The organism is Chitinolyticbacter albus (genome assembly GCF_024437655.1).
Classification (GTDB): Bacteria; Pseudomonadota; Gammaproteobacteria; order Burkholderiales; family Chitinibacteraceae; genus Chitinolyticbacter; species Chitinolyticbacter albus.
Window position 1 is genome coordinate 66875 of record NZ_JANBVF010000006.1, and the last position, 15077, is coordinate 81951.

The 15077-nt window shown below is 63.6% G+C and carries 20 protein-coding genes; 15 read left to right on the forward strand and 5 right to left on the reverse strand.

Features of this window, described 5'->3' with window-relative positions; all coding sequences use genetic code 11:
* Positions 1-6: 6 nt before the first annotated feature.
* The 11 genes from lptC to NLI84_RS04915 all read left to right on the forward strand — a co-directional run bounded on the left by lptC (position 7) and on the right by NLI84_RS04915 (position 7484).
* Positions 7-576, forward strand: a complete 570-nt coding sequence (gene lptC, locus NLI84_RS04865; protein ID WP_255988565.1) for an LPS export ABC transporter periplasmic protein LptC — start codon at positions 7-9, stop codon at positions 574-576.
* The gene (lptA, locus tag NLI84_RS04870) at positions 557-1069 is read left to right on the forward strand and encodes a lipopolysaccharide transport periplasmic protein LptA (RefSeq protein ID WP_255988566.1); all 513 of its coding nucleotides are present in this window, start codon (positions 557-559) and stop codon (positions 1067-1069) included. Before lptC ends, lptA begins: the two co-directional genes overlap by 20 nt.
* Positions 1066-1794, forward strand: a complete 729-nt coding sequence (gene lptB / locus NLI84_RS04875) for an LPS export ABC transporter ATP-binding protein (RefSeq protein ID WP_255988567.1) — start codon at positions 1066-1068, stop codon at positions 1792-1794. Before lptA ends, lptB begins: the two co-directional genes overlap by 4 nt.
* Positions 1795-1803: 9 nt before the next feature.
* A complete protein-coding gene (locus NLI84_RS04880; protein ID WP_255988568.1) occupies positions 1804-3207 on the forward strand; it encodes an RNA polymerase factor sigma-54 in 1404 nt (467 codons plus the stop codon).
* Positions 3208-3266: 59 nt separating this feature from the next.
* Positions 3267-3596: a ribosome hibernation-promoting factor, HPF/YfiA family gene (gene hpf, locus NLI84_RS04885; RefSeq protein WP_255988570.1), complete on the forward strand. Its 330-nt coding sequence runs from the start codon at positions 3267-3269 to the stop codon at positions 3594-3596.
* A 158-nt stretch (positions 3597-3754) separates the two neighbouring features.
* A complete protein-coding gene (ptsN, locus tag NLI84_RS04890) occupies positions 3755-4219 on the forward strand; it encodes a PTS IIA-like nitrogen regulatory protein PtsN (RefSeq protein ID WP_255988571.1) in 465 nt (154 codons plus the stop codon).
* Positions 4220-4225: 6 nt separating this feature from the next.
* Positions 4226-5170: an HPr(Ser) kinase/phosphatase gene (hprK, locus tag NLI84_RS04895; RefSeq protein WP_255988572.1), complete on the forward strand. Its 945-nt coding sequence runs from the start codon at positions 4226-4228 to the stop codon at positions 5168-5170.
* Complete coding sequence (gene rapZ, locus NLI84_RS04900; protein ID WP_255988573.1) at positions 5167-6033, forward strand: RNase adapter RapZ; 867 nt, start codon at positions 5167-5169, stop codon at positions 6031-6033. The genes hprK and rapZ overlap by 4 nt, the downstream gene beginning before the upstream one ends.
* Positions 6030-6389: a NusG domain II-containing protein gene (locus tag NLI84_RS04905; RefSeq protein WP_255988575.1), complete on the forward strand. Its 360-nt coding sequence runs from the start codon at positions 6030-6032 to the stop codon at positions 6387-6389. The genes rapZ and NLI84_RS04905 overlap by 4 nt, the downstream gene beginning before the upstream one ends.
* Before the next feature lie 28 nt (positions 6390-6417).
* Positions 6418-6885: a Gx transporter family protein gene (locus NLI84_RS04910; protein ID WP_255988576.1), complete on the forward strand. Its 468-nt coding sequence runs from the start codon at positions 6418-6420 to the stop codon at positions 6883-6885.
* Positions 6882-7484, forward strand: a complete 603-nt coding sequence (locus NLI84_RS04915) for a flavin prenyltransferase UbiX (RefSeq protein ID WP_255988577.1) — start codon at positions 6882-6884, stop codon at positions 7482-7484. Before NLI84_RS04910 ends, NLI84_RS04915 begins: the two co-directional genes overlap by 4 nt.
* 10 nt (positions 7485-7494) lie before the next feature.
* On the opposite strand, the gene NLI84_RS04920 is transcribed toward NLI84_RS04915, so the two are convergent.
* The 4 genes from NLI84_RS04920 to NLI84_RS04935 all read right to left on the reverse strand — a co-directional run bounded on the left by NLI84_RS04920 (position 7495) and on the right by NLI84_RS04935 (position 10323).
* Positions 7495-8856: an MATE family efflux transporter gene (locus NLI84_RS04920; protein ID WP_255988578.1), complete on the reverse strand. Its 1362-nt coding sequence runs from the start codon at positions 8854-8856 to the stop codon at positions 7495-7497.
* Entirely contained in the window at positions 8823-9125 is a 303-nt protein-coding gene (locus NLI84_RS04925; RefSeq protein WP_255988580.1) for a hypothetical protein, read from the reverse strand. Before NLI84_RS04925 ends, NLI84_RS04920 begins: the two co-directional genes overlap by 34 nt.
* Positions 9126-9404: 279 nt before the next feature.
* Positions 9405-9857 carry a D-aminoacyl-tRNA deacylase gene (gene dtd, locus NLI84_RS04930; RefSeq protein WP_255988581.1) on the reverse strand — a complete coding sequence of 151 codons (453 nt, stop codon included), beginning with the start codon at positions 9855-9857 and terminating at the stop codon, positions 9405-9407.
* A 61-nt stretch (positions 9858-9918) separates the two neighbouring features.
* Complete coding sequence (locus tag NLI84_RS04935) at positions 9919-10323, reverse strand: hypothetical protein (protein ID WP_255988583.1); 405 nt, start codon at positions 10321-10323, stop codon at positions 9919-9921.
* Positions 10324-10499: 176 nt separating this feature from the next.
* Here NLI84_RS04935 and asd point away from each other — a divergent pair, with 176 nt between their 5' ends.
* Both asd and NLI84_RS04945 read left to right on the forward strand, forming a co-directional pair.
* Complete coding sequence (gene asd / locus NLI84_RS04940; protein WP_255988585.1) at positions 10500-11606, forward strand: aspartate-semialdehyde dehydrogenase; 1107 nt, start codon at positions 10500-10502, stop codon at positions 11604-11606.
* 58 nt (positions 11607-11664) lie between these two features.
* Entirely contained in the window at positions 11665-12057 is a 393-nt protein-coding gene (locus NLI84_RS04945; RefSeq protein ID WP_255988586.1) for a hypothetical protein, read from the forward strand.
* Here the strand turns inward: NLI84_RS04945 and NLI84_RS04950 are convergent.
* Positions 12041-12583: a hemerythrin domain-containing protein gene (locus NLI84_RS04950; protein ID WP_255988587.1), complete on the reverse strand. Its 543-nt coding sequence runs from the start codon at positions 12581-12583 to the stop codon at positions 12041-12043. The two genes, NLI84_RS04945 and NLI84_RS04950, sit on opposite strands and share 17 nt — an antisense overlap.
* A 156-nt stretch (positions 12584-12739) precedes the next feature.
* Between NLI84_RS04950 and gshA the strand changes: the two genes are divergently transcribed.
* A complete protein-coding gene (gene gshA / locus NLI84_RS04955; protein ID WP_255988588.1) occupies positions 12740-14038 on the forward strand; it encodes a glutamate--cysteine ligase in 1299 nt (432 codons plus the stop codon).
* A 47-nt stretch (positions 14039-14085) separates the two neighbouring features.
* A complete protein-coding gene (gshB, locus tag NLI84_RS04960; protein WP_255988589.1) occupies positions 14086-15051 on the forward strand; it encodes a glutathione synthase in 966 nt (321 codons plus the stop codon).
* Positions 15052-15077 lie beyond the last annotated feature (26 nt).

Sequence of the window (15077 nt, forward strand, 5' to 3'; positions counted from 1 at the left end):
CCCACGATGCGACACTCCGGCAAGCTTCTTCCGCTCATCCTGCTGATCGTGCTCGGGCTTCTGGTCTGGGCACTGGATAAAGCCGCACGCATGCCCGAGCAGCCCAAGCCGCTACGCAAAGGCGAGCCTGACCTCGTGATCGAGAAGATCGACGCCGTGCGCTTTGGCCCTGACGGCCAGCGCCTGGTCCACGTCATCGCCGAGCGTACCCGGCATTATCCGGAAGACAACAGCACCTGGTTCGACCAGGCCACGCTCGACTATATGGCGCCCAACGCCCCTGCCATCCATGCCGTCACCACCACGGCCCAGGGCTTGCAGGACAGCAAGCGCTTCTGGTTTCCCGAACCCGTCACCGTAGTCCGCGAAGCCGATGCCGAACACCCGCGGCTCGTCGTTACCGGACGCGAAGTGTGGATGACCACCGATACCCGTCGTGCCAGTTCCGCCGCACCAGTCACCGCCGTAAGCGGCCCCTATCGCGGCACCGCGGTCGGCTTCGAAGCGGACCTGATCGCCGGCACCTTGATCCTGAAATCCAAAGTGAGCACCACCTATGATCCGCCGCGCCGCTAACTGGCTGCTGGCTTGCGCCTGCATCGCCACACCGACTGTCCACGCAGAAACCGCAGACCGCGAAAAGCCAATGAAGATCGAAGCCGATCGCGCCAGCCTCGACCAAAAGCAGATGGCGGGGGTCTACACCGGCAACGTGGTCGTAACGCAAGGCACCATGACCCTGAAATCGGCCGTGCTCAACGTACGCCAGGATGAGGCGGGCAACCAGTACATCACCGGCAACGGTAAGCCCGTCACCTTCCGCCAGCGCCTCGATAGCGGCGAATGGGTCGATGCGCAATCGCTGAGCTTCGATTACGACGGCAAGACCGGGCTGCTCAAGCTGATCGACCAGGCCTGGGTGCGTCGCGACACCGGCGACGAGGTGATCGGCCGGATCATCACCTACAACATGAACACCGAGCTCTACGAGGCGCAAGGCGGCACGGGCGGTACCAGCAGCGGCCGGGTCAATATCACCATCCAGCCCAAGAAAAAGGCCGCCCCATGAGCGAGAGCCGCCTCTGCGCCACCGGCCTGATGAAGCGTTACAAGAAACGCACCGTGGTGCGCGACGTGTCGCTCGATGTTGCCGCCGGTGAAGTGGTGGGCCTGCTTGGGCCGAACGGCGCCGGCAAGACCACCAGCTTCTATATGATAGTCGGCCTCGTTGCCAAGGATGGCGGCGACATCCGGCTCGACGACGAGGACATCGGCCACTTGCCCATGCACGAGCGCGCCAAGCGCGGCCTGGGCTACCTGCCACAGGAAGCGTCGATCTTCCGCAAGATGACCGTGGCGCAGAACATTCTTGCCGTGCTGGAACTGCAGGAGCGCGACGAGGGCATGCGTCTGGCCCGGCTCGACGAATTGATGCACGAGCTGCATATCTCCCATTTGCGCAACAGCAATGCCATGGCGCTATCCGGCGGCGAGCGCCGTCGCGCCGAAATCGCCCGGGCGCTGGCTGCCAATCCGCGCTTCATCCTGCTCGATGAGCCATTTGCCGGCGTCGACCCGATCGCGGTGATGGATATCCAGCGCATCATCGCCTTTCTCAAGGCGCGCGGCATCGGCGTGCTGATCACCGACCACAATGTGCGCGAGACGCTGGGCATCTGCGATCGCGCCTACATCATTTCCGAGGGCAAGGTAATGGCCTCGGGGCATCCATCCGACATCATCGAGAACGAAGACGTACGCAAGGTCTATCTCGGTGCGCACTTCCGGATGTAGCCGCCAACCATGAAGCAATCGCTCCAACTGAAGCTGTCGCAGCAGCTCAACCTCACCCCCCAGCTGCAGCAGTCGATCAAGTTGCTGCAGTTGTCCACGCTCGACTTCCGCCAGGAGATCGAGCGCTATATGGTCGAGAACCCCTTGCTTGAGCCTGGCGAAGACCGCGGCGAAGGCAGCGAAGGCGGTGATGCCGATGGCGAGACCAACGACAGCCCGCTCGAGAGCAACAACGATTTCGGCGATGACGAATGGAGCTGGGGCAGCGGCGGCAGTGGCGGCCATGGCGACGACGACGAGGACTTCGACCCCGCCAGCAATACCGCGCGTGAGCTCACGCTGCGCGAGCATCTGCTGGAGCAGGCAGGCTTGCTGCCACTCACCGCGCTCGATCGTGCGGTCCTCGCCCTACTGATCGATGCACTCGATGACGATGGCTTCCTGACGCAGACACTGGACGAGATCTTTTCCCAGCTGCCGGAGGAACTCATCACCGAAACCGGCCTCGAAATAGAGGATCTGTCCGTGGCACTGGCCCGGCTCAAACACCTCGATCCGATCGGAGTGGGTGCTCGGGACATGAGCGAAGCATTGGCCATCCAGCTGCGTTTATTGCCAAAATCTGAGGCAAATCAACTCGCGCTGGCATTGGTCGAGCGGCATCTCGATTTATTAGCGACGCGTGACTACACTAGGATCAAGAAGGCGCTGAAGTGCGACGATGCGTTGCTCAGGGCGGCCAACGAGCTGATCGTGGGCTTGAATCCGCGACCGGCGGCCAAGTGGGCGCAACTGACACCGCGTTACGTGATTCCGGATGCCATCGTCTACAAGGCGCGCGGGCGCTGGCGGGTCAGGCTCAACGAAGCGGCAAGGCCGCGCTTCAGGGTCAACCAGATGTACGCCAACATCCTGCAGCGCAGTGAGGGCGGGGTGATGGCGAGGGAGTTGCAGGAGGCCCGTTGGTTGGTGAAGAGTGTGCAACAGCGGTTTGACACCATCCTGCGCGTGGCCGAGGCCATCGTCGCCCGGCAGCACGCCTTCTTCGAACACGGCGAAGTGGCAATGCGGCCCATGGTGCTGCGCGATATCGCCGAAGAGCTCGATCTGCACGAATCCACGATTTCGCGCGTCACGAGCCAGAAATACCTGCACAGTCCAAGGGGGCTCTTCGAGTTCAAATACTTCTTCGGCAGCCATGTCGAAACCGAGGCCGGCGGCGAATGCTCGGCAACGGCGATCAAGGCCCTGCTCAAACAGCTGATCCAGAACGAGGACAAGACCAAACCACTCTCAGACAGTGCGCTTGCCGAGGCGCTGTCGCAGCAAGGGATCGTGGTTGCGCGGCGAACCGTTGCGAAGTACCGGGAAGCGATGCAGATCGCCCCCGTCAATCAGCGCAAAAGCCTGTAGGTCCACGTTACGCTTCCGTTGCGTGGCGCCCACAGTTCAAACGCAGAAGGAGCAGACATATGAACCTCAATATCAGCGGCCATCATCTGGAAGTGACCCCGTCGATTCGCGAATACGTCACGACCAAGCTGGATCGGATCACCCGCCACTTCGACTCCGTGATCGACGTCGGCGTGATCCTCTCCGTGCAGAAGCTGCAACATCACATTGAGGCCACCGTGCACGTGCGCGGTCGCGATATCCATGTCGAAGCCACCGATGAGGACATGTACGCTGCGATCGACCTGCTTTCCGACAAGCTCGATCGGCAGATCATCAAGCACAAGGAAAAGCTGATGGATCATCGCGGCGAAAGCATCAAGTACCAGCCTGCCGCCGCCGCCGAATAAGCTCCCCCCTGCCCCACGAACGGGAACCACATGGTTCCCGTTTTTCGTTTCATGGCGTCGCCGCTGTCGGTTCTACACCCTCGCAAACCACGGCATTTTTGGTTTGCCGGCCCACAGCGCTACAATACTCAGGTTATTTTCTGGGCCTCTCTTTCCGCATGAGCCTGATCTCAAAGATTTTGCCGGCCGGCAATGTGTTCCTCGACATGGACGTCGGCAGCAAGAAGCGTGTGTTCGAACAGGTCGGCATCCTGTTCGAAAACAGCCATGGCATTGCCCGCAGCGTGATTTTCGACAGCCTGTTCGCCCGCGAGAAGCTGGGTTCGACCGGGCTCGGGCAAGGAGTGGCCATTCCGCATGGCCGGATCAAGGGCCTGAAGGAAGCGACGGGCGCTTTTGTCCGCTTGAAGGCCCCCATCCAGTTCGACGCACCCGATGGCAAGCCGGTGTCGCTGATTTTCGTGCTGCTGGTTCCCGCAAACGCCACCGATCTGCATCTGCAGATCCTGTCCGAACTCGCCCAGCTGTTTTCCGACAAGGCCGTGCGCGATGAACTCGCCCTGGTGCCGGATGCGGATGCGGCGTTCAAGCTGATCGCCCACTGGGAACCCTACGCCGGGTAAGGTTGCATGCCGCAAATCACCGTCCGCCAGCTGTTCATCGACAACGCAGAGAAGCTGCGGCTCACCTGGGTGGCCGGGCAATCGGGCGCCAACAGCCTGCTCACCAACGATGCCAGTGAGCAAAAACCCAAGCTGGCGCTCGTCGGCCACCTGAATTTCATCCACCCGAACCGGGTGCAGGTACTCGGCATTGCCGAGGTCAGCTACTTCCAGGGTCTGTCGCCGGACGCGCAGAAGGAGGCGGTCGAGCGGCTGTTTGCCAACGAAATGGCGGCGATGATCGTCGCCAACAGCCAGCCTGTACCCGACGCGCTAAAGGAAGCGGCCGAGCGCTACCATGTGCCGCTGCTCACGAGCCCGGAGCAGTCGCCCTATCTGATGGACGTGCTGCGCTACTACCTCGCCAAGGCGCTGGCGGTTTCCACCCATCTGCACGGTGTGTTCCTCGATGTGCTCGAAGTCGGCGTGCTGCTGACGGGCGAATCGTCGATGGGTAAGTCCGAGCTCGCGCTGGAGCTGATCTCGCGCGGTCACGGCCTCGTCGCTGACGATGTGGTCGAGGTCTACCGCACCAACCCGGAAACGCTGGAAGGGCGCTGCCCGCCCATGCTGCGTGACTTCCTCGAAGTGCGCGGCATCGGTGTGCTCAATATCCGCACCATCTTCGGCGAAACTGCGGTGCGGCCGAAGAAGACGCTCAAGCTCATCATTCATCTGGCCAAGGCCAATGGCGAGACGCTGGCGCCGATCGACCGGCTGCAGATGCAGGCGGCGACGCAGGAAATCCTCGGCGTGCCCATCCGCAAGCTGGTGATCCCGGTTGCCGCCGGTCGCAACCTCGCCGTGCTGGTGGAGGCTGCGGTGCGCAACTACATCCTGCAACTGCGCGGCATCGACTCCACGCGCGAATTCATCGAGCGTCACCAACGCTTCATGGAGATGGGCGAGTGAGCCGTCGGCAACAGGTCATCCTGCTGTCCGGCGTGTCCGGCGCGGGCAAGAGCGTCGCGCTACGCGCACTGGAAGACCTCGGCTACTTTTGCATCGACAATCTTCCAGCGCCGCTGCTGCCGCAATCGGTGGCCCTGCTCGACGAGGATGGCTACCCCAAGGTGGCGATCGCCATCGACGTACGCAGCGCGCACAGCATCTCGTCCTTGCCCGAACACCTCGATGCGCTGTTCGAGCTCAACCTCGACATTCGCCTGCTGTTTCTCGAAGCGAAGACCGAAATGCTGGTCAAGCGCTTCTCGGAAACGCGGCGCAGCCATCCGCTGGCCAGCGGCGAGCTCACCGTGTTTGAAGCGATCGCGCTCGAGCGCGAGATGCTGGCGTATTTTTCGGAACAAGCGCACCGCATTGATACCAGCGAGCTTTCGGCGTCGCAGCTGCGCAGCTGGATCCGCGAATTCGTCGCGCTCGATCGCTCTCGCCTGACGCTGATCTTCGAATCATTCGGCTTCAAGCAGGGTATTCCGCTCGACGCCGATTTCGTGTTCGACGCGCGCTGCCTGCCCAATCCGCACTATGACCCGGCGTTGCGCCCGTTGACCGGGCGCGACCAGCCGGTGATCGATTTCCTCGAGCGCGAGCCCATGGTCGGCAAATACCTGACCCATGTGCTCGGTTTCATGGAGCGCTGGCTGCCGGAATTCGAGCGCGACAACCGCAGCTACGTCACCGTCGCCATCGGCTGCACCGGCGGCCAGCACCGCTCGGTCTACCTCGCCGAGCAACTGGGCAAGCATTTTGGCAAGACGCGCCAGACCCTGGTCCGCCACCGCGAACGGCCGGAACTCGTCCCCTCGCGATGATGCGAGCCGGTGATCTGGCCATGGTGCTGCTCGGCGTGCTCGCCACCGCACTCGCCGGATACCACGTCTGGCCAGGCCAAGCTGCGCAGCGGGTGCGCATCTATCAGGAAGGCCAGCTCTATGCCGAGCTGGATGCCAACGCCAATCAGATCCTAGCCATCGCCGGGCCGCTGGGCGCCACCCGGGTCGAAATCGCGCGTGGCCGGGCCCGCGTCATTGCCGACCCCAGTCCGCGCCAGTACTGCGTCCGCGCCGGTTGGCTGCAGCATGCTGGCGACAGCGCCGTGTGCCTGCCCAACCGGATCGCCGTCACGCTGGAGGGCGACACCCCGCGCTATGACAGCCTCGGCTACTGAATACACTGCGACATCGGCCGACGTGCGCGTGGCGCGCTACGCCGCGCTGGCGATTGCGCTGTCGGTATTGGAAGCGGCCGTGCCCTCGCCCATCCCCGGGGTCAAGCCTGGCCTTGCCAACATCGTCACCCTGCTGGTGCTCTGGCACCATGGCTGGAAAGAGGCTGCCTGGGTCAGCGGGCTGCGCGTGTTCGGCGCGTCGCTCGCGCTGGGGGGCCTGTTTTCACCGGGCTTTACGCTCAGCTGCGCCGGCAGCATCGCCAGCCTGGCCGTGCTGGCATGGGCATGCCACCTGCCTCGACGCCATTTCGGCCCCATCAGCCTGTCGCTCCTGGCAGCATACGCCCATATCGGCGGCCAGCTCGCGCTGGCGCGGATCTGGCTGATTCCACACGACGGATTGATCAAGCTGGTACCGGTGTTCATGCTGGCAGCGCTGATCTTCGGTATCGTCAATGGCGTGATCGCCGCCCGCATCCTTGGAAACCCCGAATGAAAACCATCACCTTAGGTTTCACCGGCGCCTCCGGCCTGCCCTATGGCCTGCGTACGCTGGAATGCCTGCTCGCCGCTGGCTGCAACGTGCACGTGCTGTATACGCAGGCGGCGCAGATCGTCGCCAAGCAGGAACTGGGTGAAACCTGGCCCGGCCGCGCCGAGGAACTGGCCCGGCTCTTCCGGGAACGCTACGGCGTGGACGAGGCTCAGCTCAAGGTCTGGGGACAGCAGGAATGGTTCGCGCCGATGGCATCCGGCTCCAATCCGGGCGACGGCATGGTCGTCGTGCCGTGCACCATGGGCGCACTGGCGGCGATCGCCGGCGGCAACAGCGACAACCTGCTCGAACGCGCCGCCGACGTGATGATCAAGGAGCGCAAGACGTTGATCCTGGTGCCGCGCGAGGCGCCGTTCTCCGCGCTACATCTGGAAAACATGCTCAAGCTCGCGCGCCTTGGCGTCGTGATCCTGCCGCCCAATCCGGGCTTTTATCATCACCCGCAATCGATTTCCGACCTGGTCGACTTCGTCGTCGCCCGCATACTCGATCAGCTCGGCGTACCCCACCAGCTGATGCAACGCTGGGGTGAGGGGTGAGGCGTTCGGATCATGCCGCGTGCGCCGCACGGCGTGCCACGCGTCTGAACAGCCACAGCAGCGCCAGCGCGGCGAAGGTCAGCGCGATCACCAGGGCCAGCCAGTAGCCAGCCGCGCCCATGCCCGGCCAGCCGCCGACACCGAAGGTCAAGAGGTAGCCGGCCGGCAGGCCCAGCAGCCAGAACGCCGACAGATGGATCCACATCGGCTGGCGCGTCACCTTGTAGCCGCGCAGCACGCCGGCAGCGACGACCTGGGTGGCATCGGCCAGCTGGAACACCCCTGCGTAGATCAGCAGCGTGGCCGCCAGCGCGCGCACCGCCGGCTCGAAGGTGTACCAGCTGGCGATCCAGTGATTGCCCAGCAACATAAAGAGCGCCAACACCGCGGCGATCACGAGCCCGGACTGCAGCCCCAGACGACCGAGGAAAAGCGCCCTTGCCATGTCACCCGCACCCAGCGCCTGCCCCACCCGCACGGTCATTGCCGTACCCAGTGCCGACGGAATCATAAAGGTGAGCGAAGCCATATTGAGCGCGATCTGATGCGCGCCCACCGTCACCGTGCCGAGCCGCGCCAACAGCAGCGCGATGCCGGAAAAGGAGCTCACCTCGACGAAGAACATCGCCCCCATGGGTAGCCCCAGCCGGAACAGCTGGCGCTGCAGCGCCCAGTCGATGCTGCGCCAGGCCCGCAGCGGGTAGGTGTCACGGTAGAGCGACGAGTAACGCACCCAGCCCAGCATCAGCAGCAAGGTCACCCAGATCGAGAACGCCGTGGCCCAGCCACACCCGACCGCACCCAGTGCCGGAAAACCGAACTTGCCGTAGATCAGCACCCAGTTGGCCGGCACGTTGAGCGCAAGCCCGATCAGCGCGAACACCATCATCGGCTTGGTCGAATTCAAGCTGGCGCTATAGGCATAGAGCACGCGATAGAGCGCGAAGGCCGGTAGCGCCCAGCTCACTGCGGCGAGAAAGCCCTTGGCCTTGGCCGCGACCAGCGGTGCGAGCCCCACCAGGTCGAGCAGCGGCAACGCCAGCCGCGCCACGCACCAGGCCGCAGCCCCCCAGAACAGCCCCTGATACAGCGCCTGCTGGACAATGGCCGAAATGCCACTGCGCTGGTTCGCACCGACCGCGTGTGCCACCAGCGGACTGGCGGCGAGGTTGAGGCCGATCAGCGTGACCAGCAGCATCACCCAGACCGAGGCCCCGGCCGCGACCGCGGCGAGGTCGGCCGCCGATACGTGGCCCGACATCACGTAGTCGACAAAGGACGTGCCGGTGCTGGCCAACTGGCCCACCATCACCGGCCAGCTCAATTGCCAAATCGATTTCAGTTCGGCGCGAACAGGATGGTCTTGCGACATGGCACCTCGTAATGGCCGATCAGCGTAGGCCAGCGTTGTTGCAGATCGAGCGCGGTCAGGACCGAAAGGTCGAACACCAGCAGACTGCCATCGGCCAGGCGTTCCCGGGCAAAGCCCAGCGCGGCAAGCGCAGCCTCCGCTTCGGCCAGCGTGAGATAGCCTGCGAGATCGGCAGCGGCCAGCCGCAACGAGCGACGTTGGCCAGGGCGCGCCGCCAGCGTGCGCAAGCGGGCAGCGGTCTTGAATTCGGGGGAAAGACAATCGTACATGGCAGCCTCCTCGGTCAACGACAGGACGGCCGCCTATGCGGCCGACGCTTTAGCGGTACTTCCACGACCAGGCCGTGGCGCGCCCCGCAAGTTGTCGATTAAACAGGCGCGTAAAACGAGACATTAAAATGCAAAAACCCGCGTGGCCGCGGGTTTCGGGCACGCTTTAGCCGAATTTGTAGAGCGCCCGCAAGCTGGGAATCAAATCGGCGCTTGATGTCTTTTTACGACGGGCCACCCGACACGTCAAGCCATGATGACGCAGCTGGGCAAGCCAGGCTATTCGGGATTCTTGCTATCGAGCAGCAACGTGACCGGCCCGTCGTTGACGAGACTGACCTGCATGTCGGCGCCGAACACGCCCATAGGCACGGGCTTGCCAAGCTCAGCCGACAACAAGGATACGAAGCGCTCGAACATCGGTTGCGATACCGGCCCGGGCGCCGCACGCCCCCAGGAAGGGCGATTGCCCTTGCTGTAGCTGGCGAACAGCGTGAACTGCGAAACGGCGAGAACCTCGCCACCGACATCGCATACCGAGCGGTTCATCACGCCAGCGTCGTCGGCAAACACCCTGAGCTTGGCCAGCTTGGCCGCCATCCATGCCAGATCGGCCTCGGCATCCCGGATTTCGATGCCCACCAGCACCAGCAATCCGGCGCCGATGCGTCCGACCTCCTGCCCCTCGACGGTCACGGCCGCCCCAGCCACCCGCTGCACCAGTCCCCGCATGCATTAGTCTCCGATAAACCAGTCATGCTAAGCACGTTTGCACCGGCCGGCGATGCGTTTCTCAACGCAGCGACACGCCATCAGGCGATAAACGGACCTTGGCCTGCCGCGCCGCTTCGGCCAGCCGCAGATAGGTTGCAGCCCCGTCAATTTCGTAAGAATTATATAAACGATCCCGCAAAGTCCTGGATGCTTTCGCAGAAATCTTTTGCATCCGCTCAATGTCCTGCAGCACCCCGGCAAGCAGCGGCGGTGCCACGCCCCCCTCGTCGCCGCGCATCATGCGCGTCACCATTCCACTCATCACAACCATTTCCACGCGGAACGCGACATCCATGTAAACCCTTCTACTGACTCGTCTCACACCCATGCTGGGCAGGCCCTGGGTCGGCGCGTAGCTTTCATTGTCCGCCCTGGTGCGAAACCGGGTCAGCACACTGGCCACCTCGATGATTCTCGCAAACATGCGCACGACTCTTTTGTAATTTTGTACTTCAAACCTTAATAAACAATTAAGAATTTGGCAACATCGTGATTTGGCGTCGTTGCATAGCAGCCGCAGCCGGCCTCACTGGCAGAAACACGCCTTTTTCGGCTACTATCAGGGGCTTACGTGTAATCCCTGATGACAAGGAAACGATGATGAAGAAAGTAGGCCTCGTCGGCTGGCGCGGCATGGTCGGCTCGGTGCTGATGCAGCGCATGCAAGAAGAAAAAGACTTCGACCTGATCGAGCCCGTGTTCTTCACGACCTCGCAGGCTGGCAGCGCAGCGCCGAATTTCGGCAAGGCCGCCGGCACGCTGAAGGACGCCAAATCCATTGCCGAGCTCTCGGCCATGGATGTCATCATTTCCTGCCAGGGCGGCGACTACACCACAGAAATCTTCCCGCAGCTGCGTGCAGCCGGCTGGAATGGTTACTGGATCGATGCGGCCTCCACGCTGCGTATGGAAGACGACGCGGTCATCATTCTCGACCCGGTCAATCGCCAGGTGATCGATAGCGCGCTCGCACGCGGCGTGAAGAACTACATCGGCGGCAACTGCACCAACTCCATCCTGCTGATGGGCGTGGCCGGGCTGTTCCGCGAAGGCCTCGTCGACTGGGTGTCGTCGATGACCTATCAGGCGGCTTCCGGCGGCGGCGCCAACCACATGCGCGAACTGTTGAAGGGCATGGGCGTGGTCTACGGCTCGGTAGCCGATGAGCTCGCCACCCCGGCCTCCGCCATCCTCGACATCGATCGCAAGGTCGCGCAGACCATCCGCAGCGATGTGCCGACCGAATACTTCGGCGCGCCGCTCGCCGGCGGCCTGATCCCTTGGATCGACAAGCAGCTTGAAAACGGCCAGTCCAAGGAAGAATGGAAGGGCCAGGCCGAAGTGAACAAGATCCTCGGCACCGCGCAGACCATTCCGGTCGACGGCCTGTGCGTGCGCATCGGCGCGATGCGCTGCCACAGCCTGGCGCTGACGCTCAAGCTGAAGAAGGATCTGCCGCTGTCCGAAATCGAAGCCATCATCCAGTCCGGCAACGACTGGGTGAAATGGGTGCCGAACGATCGCGAAGTCACTGTGAAGGAGCTCACACCGGCTTCCATCACCGGCGGGCTTAAGATCGGTGTCGGCCGTGTGCGCAAGCTCAACATGGGTCCGGAGTACATCTCGGCCTTTGTGATCGGCGACCAGCTGCTGTGGGGCGCTGCCGAGCCGCTGCGTCGCATGCTGCGGATCCTGCTCGACAAATAAGCCCATCGTGGTCGACGACAACGGGACGCAAGGCGTCCCGTTGTTTTTGGAGGGATGCATGCTGTTCAAGCTGTTCAAACACCTGACCGGCCGTCCGGTCACCGCCGCCAACGACTCCGCACTGAACGAGCCCACCCGCATGCTGCCTGCCACGCGCGAGCGCATCGAGGCGCGCAGCAACCCGCTGTCACTCTCGCTGATCTACCGCATCAAGCGCGATGCGCTCGCCATCGTTGCCGACATGAATCGTGGCGTGGCAATGACCGATTGCGCGCTGTTGTCGCGCCAGCTGGCCTTCGTGCAGAAGGAGCTGATCCAGGCCGCCTTTCACGACGAAACCCTGCCCAAGGAAGCCCGCCAGACACTGGCGCGCTACCACGCGCTCAACATACGCCACGGTATCGGCGAGCGGCGCGACCAGCCCATGCGCGGCGTTAAGGCCTCGGGCTAGCATCCCGCGACGACTGTCGGCGCGCCGCCATGCGCTGCCCCAGGGCAGACAGCTCGGCCGTCGACAACACTTGCTCCGCCCAGGGGTACACCTCCTTTTCCTCGCGAGCCGCGTGCACTACGTAACGGTGCGAGAAATCCCGCGCGGCGTCCGGATCGAGCACCACCGCCTCGCCGGCGACCAGCGCCTGCAAGCGCACACGCCACACCGCCCATTCGGCTTCGAGCACACCGTGTTCCGCCGAGAGCGCGGACAGGCTGGACTGGACGCTGGCATCGACCCGGGGCCACAGCGCGGCGAACAGGTCATCGTCCTCATCCGCATGGTGCAAGGGCGCGGCGACGTCGAAATAGCGCAGCACGGACTGCGCGGCCACCAGCAACTGCTCGTCACTGCCGTGTACCGCCTGGTGTTCGGCCATGCGCACCAACAGCCCCGAGTAGTGGCGCACGCGTTCATGGCACGCCTGCAGCAAGGTCAACGGCTGCTCGAAGCTCGCCACTTCATGAGAAAACGGATCACGCATCGCCATACTCCCGCCGAAAGGGAATGACTCCCCCGGCCCACTGTATAGTCACACTAGGCGCGCATACTGCGACGCCCAGCCTTGATTCCCGGATGGCCGGCCCAATCTGTAAAGGCTATCGACATATACGAACGGCGACGTAGGCCGAGGATCATCATGAGCGTACCGCATCTCGTCACGGCCCTGACCGGGCCCCTGCTCGATCTCGAGCGCAAGATCCTCGCTGCGCAACCGGAGATCGAGCACTGGTTCCGCAACCAGTGGCAGGAGCACGCACCGCCGTTCTACGGCTCGGTCGATCTGCGCAATGCCGGCTACAAGCTTGCCCCCGTCGACATGAATCTGTTTCCCGGCGGCTTCAACAACCTGAACCCCGACTTCCATCCGCTGGCCGTGCAGGCGGCGATGAGTGCGCTGGAGGATCTTTGTCCCAGCGCACGCCGCGTGCTGTTGATCCCGGAAAACCATACGCGCAATCAGTTCTACCTGCAGAACGTCGCCGCGCTCGCCAAGATCCTGCGCCAGGCCGGGCTCAATGTGCGCATCGGCAGTCTCAACCCGGAAATCACCGGCCCGACCACGCTGGAGCTGCCCGACAGCCAGGCGCTGACGCTCGAGCCCGTGAAGCGCCACGGCAGCCGTGTCGGGCTCGATGGGTTCGATCCCTGTGCCGTGCTGCTGAACAACGATCTTTCCGCCGGCGTGCCACCGCTGTTGCAGCATGTCGACCAGCAGATCCTGCCACCGCTGCGCGCCGGCTGGCACAGCCGCCGCAAGACCGAGCACTTTGCCGCCTATGACCAGGTTGCCAACGATTTTGCCCGGCTGATCGGCATCGACCCCTGGGTGATCAACCCCTATTTCGATCACGTCGATGCGCTCGATTTTCACAGCCGCGAAGGCGAGGACCGCCTGGCCGCTGCGGTCACCACCATGCTGGAACGCACCCGGCGCAAATACGCCGAGCACGGCATCGACGAGGCGCCCTACGTCATCGTCAAAGCCAACGCCGGCACCTATGGCATGGGTGTGATGAGTGTGAAATCGGCGGACGAGGTGATCGGCCTCAATCGCAAGCAGCGCAACAAGATGTCGGTGGTGAAGGAAGGCCTGGAAGTGCACGACGTGATCGTGCAGGAAGGCGTACCCACGTTCGAGAGCGTCGATGGCGCCGTGGCCGAGCCGGTGATCTACATGCTGGACCGCTTCGTCGTCGGCGGCTTCTACCGCGTGCATACCGGCCGCGGCATCGACGAGAACCTGAACGCGCCGGGCATGCATTTCGCGCCGCTGGCGTTTGCTTCGCCCTGCTCGACGCCCGATTGCGATGGCGCGCCCGACAGCGAGCCGAACCGCTTCTACAGCTACGGCGTGGTCGCCCGCATGGCACTGCTCGCCGCCTCGCTGGAACTGGAAAACGCGCAGGCTCCCGAAGCCGTCGCCCTCGCCGTCTGATCCCCATGCGGCCGGTGAGTACCGGCCCTTCCCTGCCTGGACCCACCATGCAACTGCTCGTCGTTGCCGACCCGCTCGCCAAGTTCAAGATCCACAAGGACAGCACCTACGTGATGCTGCGGGAGGCGGCGCGGCGCGGCTGGACCATCTGGACCTGCGAGGCGGCCGACCTGTCGGTGCAGCACGGTATCGTCAGCGCGCATGCCACGCCGTTTACCTTCAGCGACACGCAGGCCTACGGCAGCTGGTTCACGCTGGGCGCTGCCCAGCCGCTGGCGTTGCATGCTGTCGATGCAGTGCTGATGCGCACCGATCCGCCCTTCGATCAGCAATACCTGTACGCCACCCATCTGTTCACGCTGGCCGAGCGCCAGGGCGCGCGGGTATTCAATCCCGGTCAGGCGCTGCGCGACTACAACGAGAAGCTCGCCATCCTGCGCTTTCCCGAATTCATCGCGCCGACCATGGTCACCCAGCGCGCCGACGACATCCGCGCCTTCCTCGCCGAGCACGGCGACATCATCCTCAAGCCGCTCGACGGCATGGGCGGCACGGGCATCTTCCGCGTGCGCGACGATGATCCCAATATCGGCGCCATCATCGAGACACTGACTGCCAACGAGACGCAGACCATCATGGCGCAGCGTTACCTGCCTGCGATCAAGGATGGCGACAAGCGCGTGCTGCTGATCAATGGCAAACCGGTCGACTGGTGCCTCGCGCGCATTCCCAAGGCCGGCGAGACCCGCGGCAACCTCGCCGCCGGCGGCACCGGCGTCGCCCGGCCGCTGACGGCACGCGACCGCGAGATCGCCGAGGCGTTAGGCCCCAAGCTCATGGCCGACGGCCTGCTGCTGGTCGGCCTTGACGTGATCGGCGAGCAGGTCACCGAAATCAACGTGACGAGTCCCACCTGCTTTCAGGAAATCACCAACCAGTCCGGCATCGATGTCGCCGCGCTATTCATCGACGCGCTGGAAGCCCAGGCCGGCCCTGCCGCGAAAGTATCGTAAACAAGCGCCAAGGCCCGACACGAATG

Bases quoted from the DNA above. Each gene is read 5' to 3' on its own strand.
- lptC (WP_255988565.1), top strand. From the start codon at position 7: ATGCGACACTCCGGCAAGCTTCTTCCGCTCATCCTGCTGATCGTGCTC.
- lptA (WP_255988566.1), top strand. From the start codon at position 557: ATGATCCGCCGCGCCGCTAACTGGCTGCTGGCTTGCGCCTGCATCGCC.
- lptB (WP_255988567.1), top strand. From the start codon at position 1,066: ATGAGCGAGAGCCGCCTCTGCGCCACCGGCCTGATGAAGCGTTACAAG.
- NLI84_RS04880 (WP_255988568.1), top strand. From the start codon at position 1,804: ATGAAGCAATCGCTCCAACTGAAGCTGTCGCAGCAGCTCAACCTCACC.
- hpf (WP_255988570.1), top strand. From the start codon at position 3,267: ATGAACCTCAATATCAGCGGCCATCATCTGGAAGTGACCCCGTCGATT.
- ptsN (WP_255988571.1), top strand. From the start codon at position 3,755: ATGAGCCTGATCTCAAAGATTTTGCCGGCCGGCAATGTGTTCCTCGAC.
- hprK (WP_255988572.1), top strand. From the start codon at position 4,226: ATGCCGCAAATCACCGTCCGCCAGCTGTTCATCGACAACGCAGAGAAG.
- NLI84_RS04905 (WP_255988575.1), top strand. From the start codon at position 6,030: ATGATGCGAGCCGGTGATCTGGCCATGGTGCTGCTCGGCGTGCTCGCC.
- NLI84_RS04915 (WP_255988577.1), top strand. From the start codon at position 6,882: ATGAAAACCATCACCTTAGGTTTCACCGGCGCCTCCGGCCTGCCCTAT.
- NLI84_RS04920 (WP_255988578.1), bottom strand. From the start codon at position 8,856: ATGTCGCAAGACCATCCTGTTCGCGCCGAACTGAAATCGATTTGGCAA.
- NLI84_RS04925 (WP_255988580.1), bottom strand. From the start codon at position 9,125: ATGTACGATTGTCTTTCCCCCGAATTCAAGACCGCTGCCCGCTTGCGC.
- dtd (WP_255988581.1), bottom strand. From the start codon at position 9,857: ATGCGGGGACTGGTGCAGCGGGTGGCTGGGGCGGCCGTGACCGTCGAG.
- NLI84_RS04935 (WP_255988583.1), bottom strand. From the start codon at position 10,323: ATGTTTGCGAGAATCATCGAGGTGGCCAGTGTGCTGACCCGGTTTCGC.
- asd (WP_255988585.1), top strand. From the start codon at position 10,500: ATGAAGAAAGTAGGCCTCGTCGGCTGGCGCGGCATGGTCGGCTCGGTG.
- NLI84_RS04945 (WP_255988586.1), top strand. From the start codon at position 11,665: ATGCTGTTCAAGCTGTTCAAACACCTGACCGGCCGTCCGGTCACCGCC.
- NLI84_RS04950 (WP_255988587.1), bottom strand. From the start codon at position 12,583: ATGCGTGATCCGTTTTCTCATGAAGTGGCGAGCTTCGAGCAGCCGTTG.
- gshA (WP_255988588.1), top strand. From the start codon at position 12,740: ATGAGCGTACCGCATCTCGTCACGGCCCTGACCGGGCCCCTGCTCGAT.
- gshB (WP_255988589.1), top strand. From the start codon at position 14,086: ATGCAACTGCTCGTCGTTGCCGACCCGCTCGCCAAGTTCAAGATCCAC.